The organism is Streptacidiphilus sp. MAP5-3, assembly GCF_041262505.1.
In the GTDB taxonomy this organism is placed as follows: Bacteria; Actinomycetota; Actinomycetes; order Streptomycetales; family Streptomycetaceae; genus Streptacidiphilus.
Map to the genome: position 1 here is coordinate 12,776 of NZ_JBGCCL010000015.1, position 21,325 is coordinate 34,100.

The 21,325-nt window shown below is 70.9% G+C and carries 16 protein-coding genes; 9 read left to right on the forward strand and 7 right to left on the reverse strand.

The annotated features are described in order from the left end of the window. Positions 1–14: 14 nt before the first annotated feature. From ABH928_RS21990 to ABH928_RS22010, 5 genes are all read left to right on the forward strand, one after another. Entirely contained in the window at positions 15–950 is a 936-nt protein-coding gene (locus ABH928_RS21990) for an alpha/beta fold hydrolase (protein WP_370069059.1), read from the forward strand. Between the two features lie 161 nt (positions 951–1,111). Then, complete coding sequence (locus ABH928_RS21995; RefSeq protein ID WP_370069061.1) at positions 1,112–1,729, forward strand: dihydrofolate reductase family protein; 618 nt, start codon at positions 1,112–1,114, stop codon at positions 1,727–1,729. 222 nt (positions 1,730–1,951) lie between these two features. Beyond that, on the forward strand, positions 1,952–3,676 hold the full coding sequence (locus tag ABH928_RS22000) for a carbohydrate binding domain-containing protein (protein ID WP_370069063.1): 1,725 nt from the start codon (positions 1,952–1,954) through the stop codon (positions 3,674–3,676). A 156-nt stretch (positions 3,677–3,832) separates the two neighbouring features. Continuing rightward, positions 3,833–4,639, forward strand: coding sequence for a hypothetical protein (locus ABH928_RS22005; RefSeq protein WP_370069065.1), 807 nt, complete (start codon positions 3,833–3,835; stop codon positions 4,637–4,639). A gap of 226 nt (positions 4,640–4,865) precedes the next feature. Further along, entirely contained in the window at positions 4,866–6,737 is a 1,872-nt protein-coding gene (locus ABH928_RS22010; protein WP_370069067.1) for a carbohydrate-binding module family 20 domain-containing protein, read from the forward strand. 77 nt (positions 6,738–6,814) lie between these two features. On the opposite strand, the gene ABH928_RS22015 is transcribed toward ABH928_RS22010, so the two are convergent. Then, the gene (locus ABH928_RS22015) at positions 6,815–9,505 is read right to left on the reverse strand and encodes a bifunctional YncE family protein/alkaline phosphatase family protein (RefSeq protein WP_370069069.1); all 2,691 of its coding nucleotides are present in this window, start codon (positions 9,503–9,505) and stop codon (positions 6,815–6,817) included. A 303-nt stretch (positions 9,506–9,808) separates the two neighbouring features. Beyond that, entirely contained in the window at positions 9,809–10,984 is a 1,176-nt protein-coding gene (locus ABH928_RS22020) for an FAD-dependent oxidoreductase (RefSeq protein ID WP_370069071.1), read from the reverse strand. 159 nt (positions 10,985–11,143) lie between these two features. On the opposite strand from ABH928_RS22020, the gene ABH928_RS22025 reads away from it, so the two are divergent. Continuing rightward, positions 11,144–12,151 carry an Lrp/AsnC family transcriptional regulator gene (locus ABH928_RS22025; protein ID WP_370069073.1) on the forward strand — a complete coding sequence of 336 codons (1,008 nt, stop codon included), beginning with the start codon at positions 11,144–11,146 and terminating at the stop codon, positions 12,149–12,151. On the opposite strand, the gene ABH928_RS22030 is transcribed toward ABH928_RS22025, so the two are convergent. Both ABH928_RS22030 and ABH928_RS22035 read right to left on the reverse strand, forming a co-directional pair. Continuing rightward, on the reverse strand, positions 12,053–13,606 hold the full coding sequence (locus ABH928_RS22030) for a carboxyl transferase domain-containing protein (protein ID WP_370069075.1): 1,554 nt from the start codon (positions 13,604–13,606) through the stop codon (positions 12,053–12,055). The two genes, ABH928_RS22025 and ABH928_RS22030, sit on opposite strands and share 99 nt — an antisense overlap. After that, entirely contained in the window at positions 13,603–14,826 is a 1,224-nt protein-coding gene (locus ABH928_RS22035) for a CaiB/BaiF CoA transferase family protein (protein ID WP_370069077.1), read from the reverse strand. The genes ABH928_RS22030 and ABH928_RS22035 overlap by 4 nt, the downstream gene beginning before the upstream one ends. 178 nt (positions 14,827–15,004) lie before the next feature. Between ABH928_RS22035 and ABH928_RS22040 the strand changes: the two genes are divergently transcribed. Genes ABH928_RS22040 through ABH928_RS22050 form a run of 3 tightly spaced genes read left to right on the forward strand, consistent with a single transcriptional unit; the run spans position 15,005 to position 18,181 of the window. Then, positions 15,005–16,435, forward strand: coding sequence for an amidase (locus tag ABH928_RS22040; RefSeq protein WP_370069349.1), 1,431 nt, complete (start codon positions 15,005–15,007; stop codon positions 16,433–16,435). A gap of 28 nt (positions 16,436–16,463) precedes the next feature. After that, positions 16,464–16,718, forward strand: a complete 255-nt coding sequence (locus ABH928_RS22045) for a hypothetical protein (protein ID WP_370069079.1) — start codon at positions 16,464–16,466, stop codon at positions 16,716–16,718. Further along, a complete protein-coding gene (locus ABH928_RS22050; RefSeq protein ID WP_370069081.1) occupies positions 16,715–18,181 on the forward strand; it encodes a sodium:solute symporter in 1,467 nt (488 codons plus the stop codon). Before ABH928_RS22045 ends, ABH928_RS22050 begins: the two co-directional genes overlap by 4 nt. Before the next feature lie 76 nt (positions 18,182–18,257). Here ABH928_RS22050 and ABH928_RS22055 read toward each other — a convergent pair whose 3' ends face one another. Genes ABH928_RS22055 through ABH928_RS22065 form a run of 3 tightly spaced genes read right to left on the reverse strand, consistent with a single transcriptional unit; the run spans position 18,258 to position 21,306 of the window. Then, a complete protein-coding gene (locus ABH928_RS22055) occupies positions 18,258–18,725 on the reverse strand; it encodes a hypothetical protein (protein ID WP_370069083.1) in 468 nt (155 codons plus the stop codon). Beyond that, the gene (locus tag ABH928_RS22060; protein ID WP_370069084.1) at positions 18,722–20,140 is read right to left on the reverse strand and encodes a solute carrier family 23 protein; all 1,419 of its coding nucleotides are present in this window, start codon (positions 20,138–20,140) and stop codon (positions 18,722–18,724) included. Before ABH928_RS22060 ends, ABH928_RS22055 begins: the two co-directional genes overlap by 4 nt. A gap of 41 nt (positions 20,141–20,181) precedes the next feature. After that, a complete protein-coding gene (locus tag ABH928_RS22065; RefSeq protein WP_370069086.1) occupies positions 20,182–21,306 on the reverse strand; it encodes an aryl-sulfate sulfotransferase in 1,125 nt (374 codons plus the stop codon). Positions 21,307–21,325 lie beyond the last annotated feature (19 nt).

Consider the following 21,325-nt stretch of genomic DNA (forward strand, 5'->3'; position numbering starts at 1 on the left):
AAGGGGGGAGCCGGATGCAGCACAACGGCAGCATGCGCGCACGGGTCGGGGCTGCGGTCGCGGCGGCGACGGTGGTGGTGACGGCTCTGTGCGGCACGGGGGTTGCCGCAGCAGCACCGGTTGCACCGGCAGCGCCCGCGAGCGGGATCGTGGGCGCGCCGACCTTGATCGCGCACACGAAGGAGGGCGACGTCGCCTACCGCGAGGTCGGCGCGGGGAGCCCGATCCTGCTGGTGATGGGGCACGGCGGCTCGATGGATGCCTGGGCGCCCGCGTTCGTGGACGCGCTGGCCGCGCACCACACCGTGGTCGTCTTCGACAATGCGGGCGTGGGGGAGACCAGCGCGCTGCCCGGTCCGTTGACCGTGCCCGCGATGGCCGAGCAGACCAGTGCGTTGATCTCCGCGCTGCGGCTGCACCGGCCCACCGTGCTCGGGTGGTCGCTGGGCGGGATGGTGGCACAGGCGCTGGCGGTGCGGCACCCGGGCCAGGTCGGGCGGCTGGGGCTGGCCTCCACCCAGGCCGGGACGGGGCAGTCCCTGCCGATCCCGCCCGCCGCTGCGGCGGCGCTCGACAGCCCGAACCCTGCGGTCGTGCTGTCCGTCCTCTTCCCGCCCGACCAGCTCGCGGCCGCGCGTGCCTACGCCGAGGGGATCGGCCGGTACCCGGGCTTCTACGGCGCCTCCGACGCGGTGAAGGCTGAGCAGACCACCGCTGTCCAGCAGTGGATGGCCGGCGCGGACCGCGAGGGCCAGGAGCTGGGGCGGATACACGTGCCGGTCCTCGTCGCTGACGGCGCCTCGGACGCCCTGGACCCGGCGGCCAACGCCGCGATCCTGGCCGACAGCCTGCGCTGCGCCCATGTCCTGCTGTACCCGGATGCCGGGCACGCCTTCCTGTTCCAGGACGCGGGACAGTTCGCGGCGACGGTCGACGCGTTCGCCTCCTAGGCACGGTTCAGGTGACAGCCGTGACAGCGGTGACACCGCTGACAGCGCTGTGCTTGCGGTCGCGCAAAACCGGGTGTCGTCGGAGGGCGGCAAAGCTGCGGTGAGGAACGGACATTTCGGTAGAGTCCGCGGCAGACGAACCGCTCCCACGGAGGCTACCGATGCGAAAGATCACGGCAGGTCTGTTCATCTCGCTCGACGGCGTGGTGGAGGCTCCGAACGAGTGGCACTTCCCCTACTACAACGACGAGATGGGTGCGGCCGTCGGGGCCCAGCTGGCGGGGGCGGACACCGTCCTGTTCGGGCGCAGGACGTACGACAGCTTCGCCGGGGCGTGGCCGGAGCGGGAGCAGGCGGGTGGGGAGGACGCCGGGTTCGCCAAGGCGTTGGGGGACATGCGGAAGATCGTGGTCTCGAAGCAGCGGTTGACGTTCGCATGGCGCAACTCCGAGCAGCTCGAAGGCGACCTGGTCGCCACCGTGACCGCGCTGAAGGCCGGGCCCGGCGGGGACATCGGGCTGAGCGGTTCGGTCTCCGTGGTGCGGCAGTTGCTGGCGGCGGGCCTGCTGGACGAGCTGCACCTGCTGGTGCACCCGATCGCGCTGGGCAAGGGCATGCGGCTGTTCGGTGAGAGCGAGGAGCCGATCCCGCTGCGACTGCTCTCCTCCGCGGCCTTCAGCACCGGCGTGCTCAACCTCGTCTACGGTCCGTCCGAGGCTCCCGGCGCGGCGGGCTACGAGGACGCGAAGCAGCACCTGGCGCAGAAGCCGGGCGAGTAGCCCCGAGCGGGCGAGTGGACTAGTCCTGTTGCAGCCAAGGCAATTTGGTCTAGTCCTATTGACGCAGCCTCACGGAGGTTGTTTGGTAGTGCTCACGCCAGGCCTGCGTGGCAACTCCTTCACACCCCACACCTCCGTTCCCGACGCACGCCGAGTCCAGCGGCGCCGACGCCCCACACCGTCGGCGCCGTCGCGTCGGGCACCCCCGAAGGGACTTGTGTCATGCACTTGGCAAGATTCACCGCCTCGGCAGGCGCGCTGGCGCTCGCCGTCGCCGGGATGGTCGGGGCCTTCGCGCCTACGGCCAGTACCGCGGCGACGAGCGTGTACTCGGTCGCTCCCTATGCCGACATGTCGAACGGTCAGGAAGGCATGCTCGACACGGCCATCACCGGGCACGGGTTGAAGGCCTACACCGCGGCATTCGTGCTCGGCGAAGGGTGCAACCAGATCTGGGGCGACACGCTCCCGATCGGCGCCGACTCCTACACCGACCCCGAGATCGCCAAGGCCAAGTCCGAGGGCGCGTCGGTGATCATCTCCTCCGGCGGCGCCAGCGGTGAGCCGCTCGCCTGGACCTGTACGACACAGAGCAGCATCGACGCCGGCTACCAGGCGATCATCAACGACTACGGCGTCAACCAGCTCGACTTCGACGTCGAGGGCGCCGCCGTCGCCGACACCGCCTCCGCCGCGCGGCAGATGCAGGCGATGAAGGACCTCAAGGCGACCAACCCCAACCTGCAGTTCTCGATGACCCTGCCGGTCCTGCCCACCGGCCTGACCCAGGACGGCGTCAACATCCTGCAGGCCGCCAAGAACGTGGGCATCAAGATCGACGTGGTCAACATCATGGCCATGGACTACTACGCGGGCACCGGCGAGGAGATGGGCCAGGCGGCCGTTTCCGCCGCGCAGGCGACGCTGGCGCAGATGAAGGCGGTCGACTCGTCCTACACCTATGCCAACCTCGGCATCACGCCCATGATCGGCAAGAACGACGACGGCTCCACCTTCACGCTCGGCGACGCGCAGACGGTGGAGAACTTCGCCGCGCAGAACGGCGTGGGCCGGCTGGCCTACTGGTCGGTGGACCGGGACCAGGCGTGCAGCGGCAGCGCCAACTCGCTGCCGACGTGCAGTGAGATCAGCCAGAACCCGCTGGCCTTCACGGACGCGTTCGTGCCCTATGAGGGCACCTCGGGCGGCGGTGGCGGTGGCGGTGGGGGGACCAGCAGCGACTTCTCGTTGGCGCTCTCGCCCTCGTCCGCGTCGGTCGCGGACGGCAGCAGCGGCACGGCGACCGTCAGCACGGCGGTCACCGCGGGCAGCGCGGAGTCGGTCGGCCTGACCGCGAGCGGTGCGCCCTCCGGTGTCAGCGTGTCGTTCAGCCCGAGCTCGGTCACCTCCGGCGGCAGCGCGGCGCTGACGGCCACGGTCGGGTCCTCGGTCGCGGCGGGCACGTACCCGATCACGGTCACCGGGACCGCGTCCAGCGGCAGTCACAGCGCGATCTACAACCTGACGGTGACGGGCAGCGGCGGTGGTGGCGGCGGGACCGGCGGGGGATCGCTGGTCAACGCGGGCTTCGAGTCGGGCGCTCTGAGCCCGTGGACCTGCCAGTCCGGCAGTGGCGTGGTCACCAGCCCGGTCCACTCCGGGAGTTACGCCCTCCAGGTCACCCCGACGTCCTCCGCCACCGGCGAGTGCGACCAGACGGTGACCCTGCAGCCCAACACCAGCTACACGCTGAGTGGTTGGGTGCAGGGCAGCTACGCCTACGTCGGCGTCAGCGGCGGGGCGACCGCGTCGACCTGGTCCAGCAACTCCGGCTGGAACCAGCTGACGGTGCCGTTCACCACCGGGAGCAGCGGGACGGTCACCGTCTTCGTCCACGGCTGGTACGGAGAAGGCAACGTCTTCGCGGACGACTTCAACCTCAGCTGAGCGGTCAGCGGCGACATCGGGGCGACCGAGCAGGTGACGTACCCGCCGACGGGGCGTCACCTGCTCGGTCCCGCTGCGTGGCGGGGCGGATGCGGTGCGCATAGCGTGACTCCTGCCAGAACGTCAGATGGGGGGCAGAGTCGAGGAGATCGTACGTTGTTCCGTTCCGTGCTCCGGTCCGTCCCGGTGGCCCTGACCGCCCTGTCGGCGCTTGCTCTCACCAGCGCGCCCACCGCCCACGCCGTCCCGAACCACGCCGTCCCGAACGGTGCCACCACGGTGGTCTGCCATGGCGGCGACATCTCCCCCGGCTACTACTACGAGCTGGTGGTCGACGGCACCTGCTCCATCCCGAGTGGCAAGGTCACCGTGGAGACCCAGCTCTACGTCACGCCGCACTCCGTGCTCGACGCGATCACCGGCGCCACCGTCCACGTCAAGGGCAACATCCAGGTGGGCCGCGGCGCGGCGCTGGGACTCGGCTGTTCCCCGCACGCCAACTGCGACACCACGACCGACGACGTCGTCGGCGGCAACATCAACAGTGACCACGCGCTCGCGGTGATCCTGCACTCCGACACCGTCAAGGGTGACGTCACCACGATCGGCGACGGAGCGGGCGTCAACTGCGACCCGCAGCCCGGTCTGGCGATCTTCACCACGCTGGCGCAGGGCAACACTCCCACCCCGGCCTACGACGACTTCGAGGACAACACCGTCCACGGGTACATCACCAGCAGCCACCTGCGCTCGTGCTACATGGCCACCAGTCGTAACCACGTCGGCACCAACATCCTGATCCAGGACGACCGGACGCTCGTGCCGAACAGCAACGCGGTGGGTTCCAACACCGTGAACGGCGACCTCGGCTGCTACCACAACACGCCCGCACCGCAGTTCGGCACCTCCACCGGGCCGAACGACGTCAAGGGTCTCAAGCTCGGGCAGTGCGCCACGCTCTGATCCAACGTCAGTAGCTCTCAACCGTCGGGCCACCCCGCATGCCGGGGTGGCCCGACGCGTTTCGTGGGCCGTCGGTGATCGCATCTACTTGCAGAAAGTTGCCGAAATTGTTTGCACAGAGTTATTGACGGGGTCATCAGGGCCGCGAGAGGGTCTGGTACGCGGCAGGCGGCCCGCCACGGCCCAGAGTCGCGCCCCCACCCCCCTGGCTCTGGAGAGAGGGCCCATGAGGAAGCGCATTCACACCGGACGCAGCACCCCCACGCCCGGCAGCACGTCGAAGCACGCAAACGGGAAGGCGAACGGGCACGCCGCCCGGAGCACGGCCCGCTGGATCGCCGTCGGCGTGCTGGTCGCCGCCGCCGCGGTGGTGCCGCTGACCACGCAGGCGGAGCCCGCGCGGGCGGCGACCGGGCCCGACGGCGGCGACGTCATCGCGAACCTCTTCGAGTGGAACTGGAACTCCGTCGCCAACGAGTGCACCACCGAGCTCGGCCCGAAGGGCTACGGCGCGGTCGAGGTCGCCCCGCCCCAGGACTCGATCCGGCTCTCCGGCACCCACCCGTGGTGGGAGGTCTACCAGCCGATCGGCTACGACCTCAACAGCCGGATGGGCGACGCCGCGCAGTTCGCTGCCATGGTGACCACCTGCCACAACGCGGGCGTCAAGGTCTACGCGGACGCCGTGCTCAACCACATGGCCGGGAACAACAACACCAGCACCGACTCCTACGGCGGCGACACCTTCAACTCGTCGACGGAGAGCTACTCCCAGCCCGGCTACACCTCCGCGGACTTCCACGCCTACCCGGGCAACTGCCCCAACTCGGACCTGTCGATCCAGGACTGGAACAACCAGACCCAGGTCCAGGAGTGCGACCTGTCCAACCTGGAGGACCTGGCCACCGAGACAACCCACGTCCGGCAGACCGAGGCGGGGTACCTCAACAGCCTGGTCGCCGACGGCGTGGACGGCTTCCGGATGGACGCCGCCAAGCACATCAACCAGGCCGACATGGCCGCGATCCTGGCCCAGGTGAACAACACCACCTGGACCAGCCAGCGCCCTTACGTCTACCAGGAGGTGATCCCGGGCAGCACCAACAGCTCGCTGCAGCCGGCCGCCTTCGAGTCCAACGGCAGCGTCATCGAGTTCACCTACGCCCAGGACCTCAAGACGCAGTTCACCGGCGACATAGCCAACCTCAAGACGTTCGGCCAGAGTTGGGGCCTTGAGCCGCCGAGCGCGTCGACCTCGATGGTGACCAACCACGACACCGAGCGCAACGGCAGCACGCTCAACTACAAGTCCGGTGCGAGCTACATCCTGGCCAACCTCTTCGAACTGGCCTGGGGCTACGACGTCCCGCAGGTCTACGCCAGCTTCGACTGGACCAACAGCGACGACTCGCCGCCCGCCGACGCCAACGGCTACGTCACGGACACCGACTGCTCCAACGGCTGGTTCTGCACCGACCGCAACCAGGGCGTCGCCAACATGGTCGGCTGGCACAACGCGGTCGCCGGGCAGCCGGTCGCCAACTGGTACGACGACGGCACCAACCTGATCGCCTTCAGCCGGGGCGACCGCGGCTGGATCGCGATCAACAACGAGTCGGCGGCCAAGACCATCACCGTCGCCACCGGCCTTCCGGCGGGCAACTACTGCGACGTCGTCCACGGCGACCTGACGCCCTCGACCGGCGCGTGCACGGGCTCGACCGTCGCGGTCGCCGCCAACGGGACCGCCACCGTCACGGTCCCGGCGGACGACGCGGTCGCGCTCTACCTGCCGACGGCCGCCTCCGGTACGGTCGGTGAGAGCTTCAACGTCAACGAGACCACGACGTACGGCCAGAACGTCTTCCTGGTCGGCTCGATCCCGGCGCTGGGCAGCTGGGACACCTCGCAGGCGATCCCGCTCTCCTCGTCGGGCTACCCGGTGTGGAGCGGCACGGTCAGCCTGCCCGCCAACACCTCCGTCCAGTACAAGTACATCATCAAGAATCCCGACGGCTCGATCACGTGGGAGCCGGGCAACAACCACTCCTTCACGACGGGTGGTTCGGGCAGCGGGACCCTGAACGACAGCTGGTGACACGTCAGTTCTGAGAACTCCGAGGGCCGACCCACCAGGCAGCGTGGGTCGGCCCTCGGGCACTTGCTCCGGTGTGGTCAGCCGTCGCTGTCGCCGGTCGGCGCGATGTCGGCGCCCGGGACCTGGTTCGGCAGCAGCACCGTGGAGTCACCCGGATAGGCCTTGGCGAAGCCGTTGGAGGCGTACCAGATGTCCCGGTTCTCCTGCTGCATGTTGATCATGTCCTCGTGCGCGTAGTCCTGCTTGGCCGACCACTGCGCCCACGCCTTCGCCGCCGCGTTGGGTGCCTGTGCGGGCTGCGGGTTGGTCTGCGTCAGCGGGATGTTGTTCGGCACGAAGCTGTACGGCGTGAAGTCCGGCTCGTCGGTGAAGACGTCGTACATCGGCTCCGCGGCCAGGTCCTCCTGGTTCATCGGCGGCAGGCCGAGGATCTGCTCGATGGTCCGCATGAAGTTCAGCTGGCTGTAGTACGAGTCGACCACCGCGCCGCGCTTCGCGTACGGGCTGATGACCATGGCGATGTTGCGGTGACCGTCGACGTGGTCGACGCCGTTCTGCGAGTCGTCCTCGATCACGAAGATCGCGGAGTCCTTCCAGTACGGGCTGTGCGAGATGGTGTCGACGATCCGGCCGAGTGCCAGGTCGTTGTCGGCGACGTGCGCCTGCGGCGTGATCCCGCCCGGGTTGGTGCCCTCGGTGTGGTCGTTCATCAGCCACATCATGTTGAGCGCGGGCAGGTTGCCGCTCTTGACGTACTGGGCGAAGTCGCTCTGGAACAGGTCGGCCCGGTACTGGTCGGGGATGTTGAGGTCGAAGTTGGGGAAGTCCGGCTTGGTGATCTTCGCCAGCGAGGGGATGTCCGTCTTCGCGGTGTAGCTGCCCAGCGGGTAGTTGAGCGGACCCGACGCCTGGCCCTGCATCACCTCGGCGTCGTGGAGCCACTTGGTCCAGCTGCCGGCCTGTGTCCCGTTGCCCTGCGCGTCGACGTAACTGCCGATCTGCTCGCCCCAGTTGACCACCGACTTGCCGTGGCTCTGGGCGTTGTCCCAGATCCAGCCGGACTTCACGTCGCTGAGCGGGTCGCCGGTCTGGTAGGAGCGGGCGTAGTTCCCGTACATCTGCTGCAGGTAGTTGTTGACGAACGCCTGGTCCAGCCAGTGGTGGCCCTCGGCGGAGTTGGTGCCGTCGGAGTAGAGGTTGTCGATCAGCGGGAACTGGCTGACGATCGAGTGGATGTTCGGCGTGACCTGCTTGCCGAACTGCGCCAGGCTCGGGTCGCCGTTGCCGCGCGGATCGTCGCCGAGCACCTGGTCGTAGGTGCGGTTCTCCTTGACGATGAAGAAGACGTGCTTGATCGTCGACGGGTCGCCGACCCGCAGCGGGACCGCGACCGGCTTGGCCGCGCCGTTACCGGTCTGGTTGCGCTGTTGCAGGCCGTTCCACTGGTTGTTCTTGAACACCTGCTCGGTGTACTGGGCCATCTGACGGGCGTTCGGCTCGGCAACGGTCTGCACGGTGCCGATGAAGTTGTAACCCAGGTGGGACGTGGCGGAGTTGGTGCCGGTGCCCTCGTTGATGGTGCCGTTCGGCCCGACCGAGCCCACGCCCTGCTCGCTCGCCACGACCAGCCGGTTCAGCTGCGTGTCCTTGGCGATACCGGTGGGGAAGGAGCCGGTCGGGATCAGGCCCTCGAAGCTCGGCTGCGCGTAGGCCCCCTGGTAGGAGTAGACGGCGACCGCGTTGTCCCGGCCCAGGCTGACCGCGAGATGCGAACTGTCCAGCATCGCCAGGCCGTTGGGCTGAGCGCCGTAGGGCGCGCCGGGTGCCGGGTTGGCGCTGAAGGTGCGGCCGAGCCGCTGCTTGGCGGTGTCGATGGTGGTAACGCTGTCGTCGTCCGTGTTGGCGACCAGGACGTTGCCGCCGACGGCCAGCAGCGCGCTCGGCTCCAGACCGACGTCGAAGGTCCGCACCTGCTTCCCGGCGGTGAGGTCGACCTCGGAGACCGTGCCGGAGGTCGGGACGGCGTTGTCGTCGTTGGTGACGACGGGGGTGCCGTAGGAGTCGTCGGTGCGGTCGCCGGGCTTGGCGGGACGGCCGCCCTGGTTGGACACGTAGGCCTTGCCGCCGACGACCACCACGGTGTTGGGCACGTTGCCGACGGCGATCTGCTTGACCACCGTGTTGGTGACCGGGTCGACCACGGCGAGCGTGTTGTTCGCGCTGAGGGTGACCAGCAGGCTGCCGTCGGGCGCCCAGGCGAGCCCGGCCGGGACGGCCTGGCGGCCGGAGACGCCGGGCAGGGCGACCGTGACGGGCGCGGAGAGGGTCCCGTCCACCGCGACGCTGAACCGCAACAGGTTGGCCGACTGCGCGGCCCAGAGGTACTTCCCGTCGGGGGAGTAGAGGATGCCGCCGTCGGAGATGTCACCGTTGCCGACCTGCTGCAGCACGGTGTGGTGGACCAGGTCGAAGACCGTCACGACGCCCGTCGTCGCGCCGCCGGTGTTGAGCGCCGCGGCGGTCCTGCCGTCCGGGTTGAGGGCCAGGCCGAAAGGGCGGCCGGTCTCCTTGATGACGTCGCCCACCGGGGTGACGAACTGGTTGGTCTGCGTCAGGTAGGACCCGTCGGCCTGGAGGCCGACCTTCTTGTTGCCCAGCGAGGTGGTGCCGAAGCCGCCCTCGGCGAAGGTCACCCCGACGCCCAGCGCGAGCGCCGCCGCAGTGGACGTCAGGACCACCGCTCGCCTGCCCATCGTGCGTGTCCGCATGAACTCGCTCCTCGTGCACGGGAAGTGGCCACCACCCTTGGCGACACCGGTGGCCAACCCGTGACTGTGTACGGCCCATGAGAAGAGGATCAGAACACCAGGAGGATCGGGCACGAAGGTATGGGACGTATGGGGAGCCGATGGTGAGGGGTCATCACCATGCCGGTGAGCACGAGGTTCTGCCCAGGAGCCGCTCGGCGGCCCGGGGGTCTGAATGGATTGGACATGACGGGGCGGCGAACTGGCGTGGCGTCAGGTTCGCCGACTGTTCGTCCGGTCCGCGGTTGGGCTGTTGACGGAACGTCAGTTCTCGGACGGGGCCGCCGGGAGCGTGGTGTTCCAGTCCAGGGTGCGCTGCACGTCCTCGTCCACCCGCGTCGAGGGACCCTGGCGGCGGGTGGTGTCCGGCGACACGGCGGTGGTGCGGGAGGCGGTCAGCCGGGCGCTGTTCGTCACGTTCTGCTCGGCGCGCGGCCTGCGGTGCGCCTCGTAGGCGTCCAGCGCGGCATCGGCTGAGGCACTGTCCCGCAGCGCCTTCGCCAGCACCACGGCGTCCTCCAGCGCCATCGACGCGCCCTGGCCGGTCGCGGGCGAGGCCGCGTGCGCGGCGTCGCCGATGAGGACCGTGCGCCGGCCGCGCCAGGGCAGGCCGGGAGTGAGGTGCATGGCGTTGGTCGCCATCAGGCTCTCGGTGGTGGCGGCCACGATGTCGGCGGTGGGCGTCCGGTCCGGGCGCAGCAGAGGCAGCAGGCGCTCGCGCCACTCGGCGGGCTTCGTGCCCCCGATCTCCTCCGCCGTCAGCGCCGGTCCGGGAACACGAGCGAACCAGTACGTCTCCCCGGCGGGTGACACCGCGTAGCCGAACGCGGTGCCGCTGCCCCGGACCATGGTGATCCGTCCGTCGGCGTGCGGGGGCCGGGCCTCGGTCGTGTAGCCGTAGAAGACCGCCTGCCCCGCGTAGTCCGGCTGCGTGTCGGGCGTCAGTGACGAGCGGACGACGGAGCGGAGCCCGTCCGCGGCGACCAGCAGCTCGCCTTGCGCCGACGTGCCGTCCGTGAACCGTGCGGTGACGCCGTCGTCCGTGTCGTCGACGCCGACGAGCCGCGCGCCGTGGCGGATCGCGATCCCGCGCCGCGACAGCTCGCGCTGCAGTGCGGCGGCCAGCTCGGCGCGGCGCAGGCAGCGGAACCGGGTCAGCGGGTGCTCCACGTCCCCCAGCGGCACCGAGGCGAGCTCGGCGCCCTCCGCGTCCAGCACGTTCATCCAGGTCAGCTCGAAACCCTCGGCGGCAACCGCCTCGGCCGCGTCGAACTGGGCCAGCGCCCGCATGCCGTTGCTCGCCAGGGTCAGGAACGCCCCGATGTCCGCGCCGCTCACCGGGTGCGCCTCGTGGACCGTCACCTCGAACCCGGCTTTGTGCAGCGCCAACGCCGCCGCCGAACCCGCGATGCCCCCGCCGATCACGATGATCCCGCTCAACTGTGCCCCCGTTTCACCGGCTTGACGGTCCCTGACGGTCCCTGACGGTCCCTGACGGGCGAGTCTAGACGGTTCGTCCACGGGTGCACCGTCGTCCGGCCGCGGCCGGGGTACGGCCGGGGGCGCGACCGGGGAGCGGCCACTGGTTAGTGTGTGAGGGTGACAGCGACGGAAGAGGGCCTGGATGCGCTGGACCGGCGCATCGTCGCCGCGCTGCAGGTCGACGGACGGGCCTCGTGGCGGCGGATCGCCGCCGTGCTCGGCGAGGGCGAACGGACGGTCGCCCGGCGCGGACTGCGGCTGCTCGACAGCGGCCAGGTCGTGGTGACCGGGCTGATCACCCAGGGCGAGACGGCCATCGTGCGGCTGAACTGCCGCCCGGGAGCGGTCCGGGATGTCGCCGTCGCCACCGCGGACTGGGACGACACGATCTTCAGCTACGCCCTGGCCGGACCGGTCGACTGCGTCGCCGAGGTACAGTGCCCGCCCGGCCGGCTCGGCAACCTGATGCTGGACCGGATCCCGGCACTCCCCGGCGTGGTCTCCCAGCACGTCTCGCCGGTGCTGCGCTACTTCCGGACCGTGCACGAGTGGCGTCCCGCCGTGCTGACCCCGGCAGAGGAGGCCGAGCTGGACGGCGGCAGTCAGATCCCGGACCGCGTCGACCCGCCGGACGTCGAGGTCGGCCCGGACGAGTGGCGACTCCTCCAGGCCCTGGCCGAGGACGGCCGCCGTACCCACGAGGAGTTGGCGGCTGTCACGGGGATGTCCGAGGCCACGGTCCGACGCCGCCTGGAGACCTTCACCCGGCGCGGGCTGGTGAGCGTGCGGGCCTCCGTCGAGCCGGCCCTGCTCGGCCTGCCGGTCGAGGCGATGCTGTGGATCCGGACCAGACCGGACCAGGTCGAGGCGGTCGGCGCGATGCTCGTCGAGTCGCCGCTGGTCCGCTACTGCGCGACCGTGATGGGCGAGCACCAACTGCTGGTGGACGTCACGCAGCCGTCCAAGCAGGCCCTGCAGGAGTTCCTCACCGCCTCGCCCTGGGTCCACCGCGTCGAGGCGATCCAGTCACACCTGGTCGTCGAGGCGTACAAGCGCAGCGCTGCGGCGACCCCGCTGCTCCGCGCGGCGCACGGGGTCGGCCACCGAGCCGGCAACCGGGCTTGATCGGGCGCTGAGCGCGGCGAGTTCGGCGAGTTCGCCGCTCACGGCGGCGCTGACGGCGCGGATCAGGGCTGACGGCGTGTCGGGCTCGGCGATGATCCGGTCGACGGTGCCCGCCCGGAGGAGGTCGTGGGCACCGATGTGCTGGGCGCGGGCGAGGTCGGCGGCTCTGTCAGTGGTGCGGTGCAGGATGGCGGAAGCACCTTCGGGGGGCAGGGGTGCGAGCCAGGCGTGCTGCGTGGCGAGGACGCGGTCGGCCGGGAGCAGGGCGAGGGCCGCGCCTCCGGTTCCCTGCCCGAGAAGGAGACTGAGGGTGGGGGCCGGCAGCGTGATCAGCTGCTGGAGACAGCGGGCGATCTCGCCGGCGAGCGCCGCTTCTTCCTGGGCCGGGCCGAGCTGGGCGCCTGCGGTGTCGATCACGGTGACCACGGGCAGGCCGAGCTCTGCGGCGAGCTGCATGCCACGCCGGGCGGTGCGCAGTCCGGCGGGGGTGATGTCGGTGCCCTGTGTGCGGGCCGCCGCGCGGTCGTGGCCGATGACGACGCAGGGGGTGGCGTCGAAGCGGGCCAGCGCGAGAGTGAGGGCGTCGTCGCGTTCGCCCGCGCCGGTGCCGTGGAGGGGGACGAGGGAGTCGGCGGTGGCGAGGAGGTCGGCAAGGCCGGGGCGGTCGGGGGCCCGGGTGAGGGTGACGGACTGCCAGACGTCGTCGGTGGGTTGACTGAGGTGTGCCTCGGGTGCGGCGGCGGGCTTGTCGGCGCGCGTCTCGGCCGCGCCCGGGGTGAGGATGCGCAGGATGTCCCCGGTCCGCGCGCGGAGTTGGTCGGTGGTGAGGACGGCGTCGACGATGCCGTGGTGGTCGAGGTTCTCGGCGGTCTGGACGCCGCCCGGGAACTCGCGGCCGTAGAGGGCCTGATAGACGCGGGGGCCGAGGAAGCCGACGAGGGCGTGCGGCTCTGCGGTCGTGGTGTGGCCGAGGGAGCCCCAGGACGCGAGCACGCCGCCGGTGGTCGGGTGGCGGAGATGGACGAGATAGGCGAGCCCTGCGGCCTTGTGGGCGGCGAGGGCGGCGACGATGGGGACCATGCCGACGAAGGCGGGGGTGCCCTCCTGCATGCGGGTGCCGCCGGTGGCGGGGCAGGCGAGCAGGGGCAGGCCCTCGGCGGTGGCGCGGTGGACGGCGAGCAGGAGCCGGTCGGCCGCGGCGACGCCGACGGACCCGGCGAGGAAGCCGAACTCGCCGACGATCACGGCGATCCGTCGGCCGTGGATGCGGCCCTCGCCGGTGAGAACGGCTTCGTCCGCACCGCCACTGCGCTCGCGGGCGCGGGTGAGGTCGTCGGCGTAGGGGCCGTGGACCGGGTTGCCGCGTGGTGGGGTGTCCCAGCACGTCCAGCTGCCCTCGTCGAGAAGCTGGTGCGCGAACTGCAACGACGCGGGCGTGGTGCGGGCGGTCGTCACTTCGAGCTCCCCGGGGTCGACGCGAGTGCGGCGACCTCCGTCGCCTCCGTGGCCGCGAGCCAGGCGCGGACGGAGGCGTCGTGCTCGCCGAGGGTGGGCGGCGCCTGGTGGACCGCAGTGTCGGCGGCCTCCTCGTCGAAGGACCACGGCGTACCGGGCAGGCTGATCGTACCGAGCGTGCTGTGCTCGACGTCGATCACCAGTCCCTGCTGTCGGGTCTGCTCCCACCGGTAGACCTCGTCGATGCTGCGCACCCGCCCGGCGGGTATCCCGGCCGCGTCGAGCCGTTCGAGCCAGTGGGCGGCGCTGTCGGTCGCGAAGGCGCCCTCCAGCAGCGCGGCGAGTTCCTGACGGTGCGTCACCCGATCGGCGTTGGTGGCGAACCGGTCGTCGTCCGGGTCCAGGCCGGTGACCTGCGCGACCGCGCGCCAGAGCGACTCGCTGGCCGCCGCCAGCTGGATCTCGCCGTCCGCGCAGTGGAAGAGCCCGTAGGGCGCGATCGACGGGTGCTGGTTGCCGGTCGCGCGCGGGACCTCGCCCGCCACGGTCCAGCGCGTGCCCTGGAAGCTGTGGATCCCGACCAGGGAGGAGAGCAGTGAGGTCCGCACGACCCGGCCGCGTCCGGTGGACTCGCGTTCCAGCAGCGCGGCCAGCACCGCCGTCGCGCCGAAGATCCCGGCCAGCAGGTCGGCGATGGGGGTGCCGACCTTGGCGGGCGCACCCGGCTCTCCGGTGAGGCTCATCAACCCGGCCTCGCCCTGGGCGATCTGGTCGTAACCGGCCCGGCCGCCCTCGGGTCCGTCGTGGCCGAAGCCGCTGATCGAGAGCACCACCAGGGCCGGGTTGAGCTCGTGCAGCCGCTCGACCGGGAAGCCGAGCCGGTCCAGCACGCCGGGCCGGAAGTTCTCCACCAGCACGTCGGCGCGCCGTACCAGACGGGTGATCAGATCCCGCCCGGCCTCGGACTTGAGGTCGGCGGTCACCGACTCCTTGTTGCGGTTGCAGGAGAGGAAGTACGTCGACTCCCGGGCGTGCTCGGGGCCGACGAAGGGGGGACCCCAGCCGCGGGTGTCGTCGCCCCGGCCCGGGGCCTCGATCTTGATCACGCGGGCGCCGAGGTCGCCGAGCATCATCGCAGCGTGCGGCCCGGCCAGGGCACGGGACAGGTCGAGCACGAGCCGTCCGGCGAGCGGGCCCCGCGGGCGTGGTTTCTGCGTCATGGATTGCTCCAGGTGTGGTGCGGCATGGGGGTCCTCTTGGCCAGAAGCAGGGGATCGCTCATAAGAATGACTAGAAACGTCATTTTGAGCAATCTATTGACGAGATTCGTCTCGGCCCACAGGATGGGCGACCCGAGGAACAACCGTGACCCACGTCACCCGCCGCACCGAGGACCCCATGAATGAGCCCCTCCACTACGCCGACGCGACCGCACTCGCCGCCCTGATCCGGCGTCGCGAGCTCTCCAGCCGGGAGGTGGTCCAGGCCCATCTCGACCGCATCGACCAGGTCAACCCCCGGATCAACGCGATCGTCACGCTCGACCCGGAGGGCGCGCTCACCGCCGCCCGCGCCGCCGACGACCGGCTCGCCCGCGGGCTTCCGGTCGGTCCGCTGCACGGGTTGCCGATCGCGTTCAAGGACACCCACCTCACCCGCGGGATGCGGACGACCCACGGCTCGCCGCTCTTCGCCGACCACGTCCCCGACGAGGACGAGCTGCTGGTGGAGCGGATCGGGGCGGTCGGCGCGATCCGGATCGGCAAGACGAACGTGCCGGAGTTGGCGGCCGGCTCGCACACCTTCAACACCGTCTTCGGCGCCACCCGCAACCCCTACGACCCCACCCGCTCCGCGGGCGGCAGCAGCGGCGGTGCGGCTGCCGCGCTCGCCGCCGGGCTGCAGCCGCTCGCGGACGGCAGTGACATGGGCGGCTCGCTGCGCAACCCCGCGTCCTTCTGCAACGTCGTCGGCTTCCGTCCGACGCCGGGGCGGGTACCGGCGTACCCGTCGGCGCACGTGTGGGAGACGCTCGCCGTGCCGGGCCCGATAGCGAGAACCGTCGCCGACGTCGCCTTGCTGCTCTCGGTCATGGCCGGGCCCGATCCGCGCTGTCCGACCAGCCTGGAGACGCCGGGGGAGGCTTTCCGAACGCTGGGGGAGGTTGACGTGTCCGGTCTGCGGATCGCCTGGGCGCCCGACCTCGGCGGCACCGTCGACGTCGAGCCGGAGGTACTCGCCGTCCTCGAGGCGCAGCTGAAGGTCTTCGAGGAGCTCGGCGTGCGCGTCGAACCCGCCTGCCCGGACCTGCGTGCCGCCCACGGCGTCTTCCGGACGCTGCGCGCCCACGAGTTCGACCTCGCTCTCGGCGATCTGCTGGACCGTCACCGCGACGCGCTCAAGCCCAGCGTGGTCTGGAACATCGAGGAGGGCCGGGGCCTGACCGGCACCGACATCGCTCGTGCGACGGCTGACCGTACCCGGCTGCACCTGGAGGCGACCGCCTTCTTCCAGCGTTACGACCTGCTGCTCGCCCCGGTCAGTCAGGTGCTGCCGTTCCCGGTGGAGTGGGAGTACCCGGCCGTCGTCGCCGGGCGTCCGCAGCACACCTATCTGGACTGGATGCGCTCGGCCTACCTGATCAGCGTCCTCGGCACGCCCGCGCTCTCCGTGCCCGCCGGGTTCTCCGCCGAGGGGCTGCCCGTCGGCCTGCAGATCGTCGGTCCGCCCCGCGCCGACCTGGCGGTGCTGCGCGCGGGCCACGCCTTCGAGTCCGCCACCCGGCACCACCTGCGGCGTCCGACCTTCGGCACGCCGACCTCACCCTGACCCCCACCCTGCGACCGACAGGAACTCCATGAAGCCGAAGCACGTCGTCTGGGCCTGCGTTCCGGTCCTCGGATTCTTCGCAGCGCCCTTCCTGCCCTTCGTCAACGGCCCACATCTGTGGTTCGGTCTGCCGTCCGTCCTGGTCTGGGCCGTGCTCTGGACGGTCGGCACGACCGTCGCGCTCTACGCGGTCGAACGCTCGGCCGACCACGCCGACGACGCCGAGCACGCCGACGACGCCGACCCGAAGACCGCCACCCGGGCCGAGGAGGCCGCGAGATGAACACGAGCATGGTCATCACCGTCCTGGGCATGGTGGCGATCGCCGCCCTCGGCATCTCAGGGCGTCGGCGTCCCAGCAAGCAGCTGGGGGAGTGGACCGTCGGGCACCGCAACTTCTCCGCCGCCACCTCCTGGTTCCTGCAGGCGGGCGAGTTCTTCACCACCTTCAGCTTCCTGGGTCTGGCCGGTCTCGCCTTCGGCGGAGGTGTCTCCGCCACCTATGCCATCGGCTATCTGGCGATCAGTCTGGTGACGATGTACTGGATCGGCCCGCGCACCTGGCGTCTGGGCCGCGACCACGGCTACCTCACCCAGGCCGACTTCTTCGCCCACCGCTTCGGCAGCCCGCTGCTCGGCAAGGTCGTCGCCGTCGTCGGCGCGGTGTTCCTGTTGCCGTACCTGCAACTGCAGATCACCGGCCTGGGGTTGATCGTCCAACTGGCCACGGGCAGCCACGCGGGCGCGAACCTGAGCATGGTGCTGGCCACCGTGCTGACGGTCGGCTTCGTGCTCTGGTCCGGCATCCGCGGCATCGCCCGGGTCGCGTACCTCAAGGACGCGTTGATGGTGCTCGCCCTGCTGGTGCTGCTGGTCGCGGTGCCGATCTCCGTCAGCGGAAGCCTCGGCCACCTCTTCCACACCCTCCAGCACACGCACCCGCAACTGCTCACCCTGCACCCGCCGGGCTACGACGCGACCTGGTTCACCACGTCGATGCTGATCAGCGCGCTCGGCTCGGGCCTCAACACCATGCCGCACCTGTGGCCGCCGGTCCTGTCCGCCCGCAGTGGCAAGGCGCTGCGCAGCAACTACATCTGGCTGCCGCTCTACCAGGTGGCCCTGGGCATCCCGGTCATCGTCGGCCTGGCCGGAGTGCTGGCGCTGGCACCCGGCACGTCGAGCAAGTCGGTGCTGCTGACCATGGCCGCACACAGCCTGCCCGGCTGGGTCGTGGGCCTGATCGCCGTGGCGGCGGCGGGCGCGGCGATGGTGCCCTCGGCGGCGATCGTCATGGGCATCTCCACCCTGGTCTCGCACAATCTCGTCCCTGCCCGGAGCGAGCGGGCCCGTCTGACGGCCAATCACCTCACCGTCGTCGCAGCCTCCGGAGCGGCTCTGGTGCTCGGCCTCACCCGGCCCGACCTGCTCACCAACCTGCTGCTGCTCACCTACGGCGGCCTGGCCCAGCTCGCCCCCGCCACGGTGGCCGCGCTGGCCCGGCGCAACCGCCTCGGCGCGACCCCGGCGCTGCTGGGCATCGTCACCGGCGTCGCCTGCCTCACCTGGCTGACCTTCGGCAGCGTGGACATCGGCACCTGGGACCCCGGTCTGGTCTCGTTGGCCCCGAACCTGGCCGTCACGGGCATCGCGACCCTGGTGCTCGGCACGCGCCGCGACAGCACCGGGGCGCGGGCGGAGACCGCTGCGCCCGAGGCCGCCGTCCCTGCGTCCGAACTGGGCTGAATCCGCTGAACGCGTGGCGGCCGACCGGGCTTTGACGTCCGGTCGGCCGGTTTCGCGCCCGCGATGGCGCGGGTGGTCAGAACGAGAACGGACCGGGCGTCTGCGCGGAGGTCGCCGTGCAGGTGGCCGTGATCCCGAACACGGTGACCGTGAGCGAGGTGGCGGACAGGTTGTCACCAGCCGCCACCGTCCCGGTCAGCGGGCCCGTCGAGACGGCGCTGCCGGCCGGGATGTCGGGGTTGGCGTCGCCGGTGAAGGACACCGTGCTGCCGTCGGTGTTGGTCATGGTGAGGTTGGAGCTGACGGAGTCGGCGCCGATGTCGAGCGGGGCCGTGATGGCCGAGGTCGACAGCGTGATCGTCGCGGCGGTGCCGTTCTGGGAGGCCGTCAGCGTGGCCGTGCCCGAGCCGTAGGAGCCGCAGTCGAACGCGACGGTGGCGGAGTCGGGCGAGACCGCGCCGGCCAGGGGCGCCTGAGCCACGCCCGCACCGAGGAGGACCGAGACGGCAAGTGCCGTGCCGGCGCCGAGTCTTGCGTGCTTCATGAAGAGTCTCCTTCCGTGGTGCGCGAGGAAGCCTCCGGAACGAAGTCAGTCGGCTTCCGGATCGCGCCCATTGACGCATCCACGACAAGAGACAGCAAGGCTCGTGCACGAAATTTCCCGATTGGCGCCTCCCCTCGGCGCGTCAGGGAGCGAAGCGAGCTCACCGCGTGCAGCAGGACGGCCGTCAGGGTCCCGGCCACCACGCCGCTGCCGAGGACCGTCCGGGCCCAGTCGGGGAGGTCGGCGTACAGGTCGGGTGCGACCACCGGCAGCAGACCTACCGTCAGGGCCAGGCCGACGACCAGCGCGTCGGGGGAGCTGCCGCCCGGCCGTATCCGGCTCAGCGCCTGGCCGAGCATCTCCACGCCCATCGCCGTGATCATCGCGTAGACCACCAGCGCCGAACCCGCGACGACCGCCGTCGGCAGCCCGGCGACCAGCCGTGACAGCGGGGAGAACAGGCCGGCTGCGACCAGCAGGACACCGGCCGTCGCCGTCACGGAGCGGCTGCGGACGCCGGTCAGCCGGGTCAGGCCGACATTCTCCGAGCTGGTCACCATCGGTGGCGCGCCCAGGAATCCGCCGAGCAGCGACACCAGCGCGTCGGCGCGCGCCAGACGCGGGACGTCCCGGCCGAGATCGGGTTTCTCGCTGTTGAGGGCGGTCTGGCCGGTGGCTTCGGCCAGCGAGGTGAGGCTGAACAGCAACAGGGGCAGCGCCGCCGGGAGGTCGAACTCCGGTGTGCCGTAGGGCAGCAGGTGCGGCAGCGAGAACGCGGGCCCGGCTGCCGGGGTGAACGAGCCGAGTCCGGTGACGACCACCAGGACGGTGCCGCCGAGCATGCCGACCAGCACCGCCGACTGGCGCCAGGCACCCCGCAGCAGCAGGTGGGCGAGGAGGGTGAGCGCGACGGTCAGCCCTGCGGCGGCCAGGGTGTGAGACGAAGCGCTGCCGCTCGCGCCCACGAGCAGCTGCGTGGTGACCCGGACCATCGACACCCCAACCAGCAGCACGGTCACCCCCATGACCAGCGGTGGAAAGAGCCTGACCACCCGTCCGTACACGGGGGTGACCGCGAGCAGCAGCGCCGCCGCGAGTAGGACGGAGCCGGACGCAACGGCTGGTCCGTGGACATGGGCGATCTGCAGGAAGAGCGCGGTGGCGGCCCCGCCCGGCAGCATGACGAAGGGCAGGCGGGCCCCGAAGGACCACACTCCGAGCGACTGCAGTACCGAGCCCGCTCCCGACAGCACCAGCACCGTGGCCAGCAGGGACGCGGTCTGACCAGGCGTCAGCCGGAGCGAGGTCCCTACGAGGAAGACGGCGGAGACCGGCGTGGCCGCCATGGCGAGGACGTGCTGGCACGCGAGCGGGACCAGACGTCGGAGCGGCTGCCGCGCGTCCGCGGCTCCCATGTCCGGGGCTCTCATGTCCGCGGCTCTCATGTCTGGGGCCGTCACGGGCGCGTGTTCAGCCACGGGATCTCCTCGGGGGCGTAGCGGTAGGCGCGGAAGACGGCGTTGGGCTCGGCGGGGAACAGCGACCGGACCTCCGTCTCGGCGTATGCGCCGAAGTGGGGCACCACGTACTCCCAGCACAGGTAGCCGTCCGCCGTCACCTCGAAGAGGCGCCCCGCGGGCGAGTCGGTGACGAGGGTGTTGCCGCCCGGCAGCCGTTGGGCCGCACCCATGAAGGGCGCGAAGAACGCCTCCTTGGCCGGGTCGTGGTACTCCCAGGCGACACTGCCGTCGGTCCGGTCGATCTCGACGACCCGCGAGTACGGCACGTCGTGGCCGGGTCGGAAGACGCCGTTGTCGAAGACGAGCAGGCGGCCACCGTCCAGCTCGGTCGGGCAGTGCTGCTGGGAGACCGTGCCGGGCGGGGTCCGCCACAGGATCTCGCCGGTGCTGCGGCTGATCACCACCACCGCGGAGACGCTGCGCAGGCTGGCCAGCACGTTGCCGTCGGCGAGCGGGGTGACGCTGTTGATCAGCGGCCAGTGCTCACGGGCGTAGTCCGGGTGGAGCGGGAACGCGGCACGGTCCAGATGCTCGGCGGCACGCCAGCTCCAGCGCATCGACCCGTCCGGTCCGACCTCGGTGATGGTGTCGGCCCACACCGTCGCACTGTCGGCCTCCGAGCCGGACACCCCGCCGAGGACCGTCGACGCCTCCGCGCCCCGCAGGGGTTCGACACCGGTGTAGAGGACTCCGCCGTCGTCGAGGTGGTGGGCGTCGTGGTGCTGGCGCGGGTCCCGGTGCTCCCACAGCACTTCGCCGTCCGGTGCGGCGCGGAGCATCACCCCGCCCCGGTACTTGTGCGACATCGGGAAGAGTGCCGCCACGCCGGGCAGCACGCCGTTGTAGGCGAGCTCGCCGCCGCGCACGATCCGGGCGTGCCGCCCCGGCCGGTACGGGAACCGCCAGCGGTGCGCGGGCCGCCCGTGCAGGTCCACCAGGTGCACCTCGCCACCGCCGGTCAACGGGGCGAAGAGGGTGAAGCCGGGGAAGGCGGCGTCCGGATCGAGGGCGATCAGCCCGGTGCCGCGACGGCGTCGTTGGTTCTGGTCGACTCGTGCCACGAAACGCTCCCATCAAAGT

Excerpts from the sequence above, each read along its gene's own strand:
- ABH928_RS22040 (WP_370069349.1), top strand. The coding sequence starts at position 15,005 with ATGAATGAGCCCCTCCACTACGCCGACGCGACCGCACTCGCCGCCCTG.
- ABH928_RS22015 (WP_370069069.1), bottom strand. The coding sequence starts at position 9,505 with ATGCGGACACGCACGATGGGCAGGCGAGCGGTGGTCCTGACGTCCACT.
- ABH928_RS22035 (WP_370069077.1), bottom strand. The coding sequence starts at position 14,826 with ATGACGCAGAAACCACGCCCGCGGGGCCCGCTCGCCGGACGGCTCGTG.
- ABH928_RS22050 (WP_370069081.1), top strand. The coding sequence starts at position 16,715 with ATGAACACGAGCATGGTCATCACCGTCCTGGGCATGGTGGCGATCGCC.
- ABH928_RS22045 (WP_370069079.1), top strand. The coding sequence starts at position 16,464 with ATGAAGCCGAAGCACGTCGTCTGGGCCTGCGTTCCGGTCCTCGGATTC.
- ABH928_RS22000 (WP_370069063.1), top strand. The coding sequence starts at position 1,952 with ATGCACTTGGCAAGATTCACCGCCTCGGCAGGCGCGCTGGCGCTCGCC.
- ABH928_RS21995 (WP_370069061.1), top strand. The coding sequence starts at position 1,112 with ATGCGAAAGATCACGGCAGGTCTGTTCATCTCGCTCGACGGCGTGGTG.
- ABH928_RS22010 (WP_370069067.1), top strand. The coding sequence starts at position 4,866 with ATGAGGAAGCGCATTCACACCGGACGCAGCACCCCCACGCCCGGCAGC.
- ABH928_RS22060 (WP_370069084.1), bottom strand. The coding sequence starts at position 20,140 with ATGGGAGCCGCGGACGCGCGGCAGCCGCTCCGACGTCTGGTCCCGCTC.
- ABH928_RS22055 (WP_370069083.1), bottom strand. The coding sequence starts at position 18,725 with ATGAAGCACGCAAGACTCGGCGCCGGCACGGCACTTGCCGTCTCGGTC.
- ABH928_RS21990 (WP_370069059.1), top strand. The coding sequence starts at position 15 with ATGCAGCACAACGGCAGCATGCGCGCACGGGTCGGGGCTGCGGTCGCG.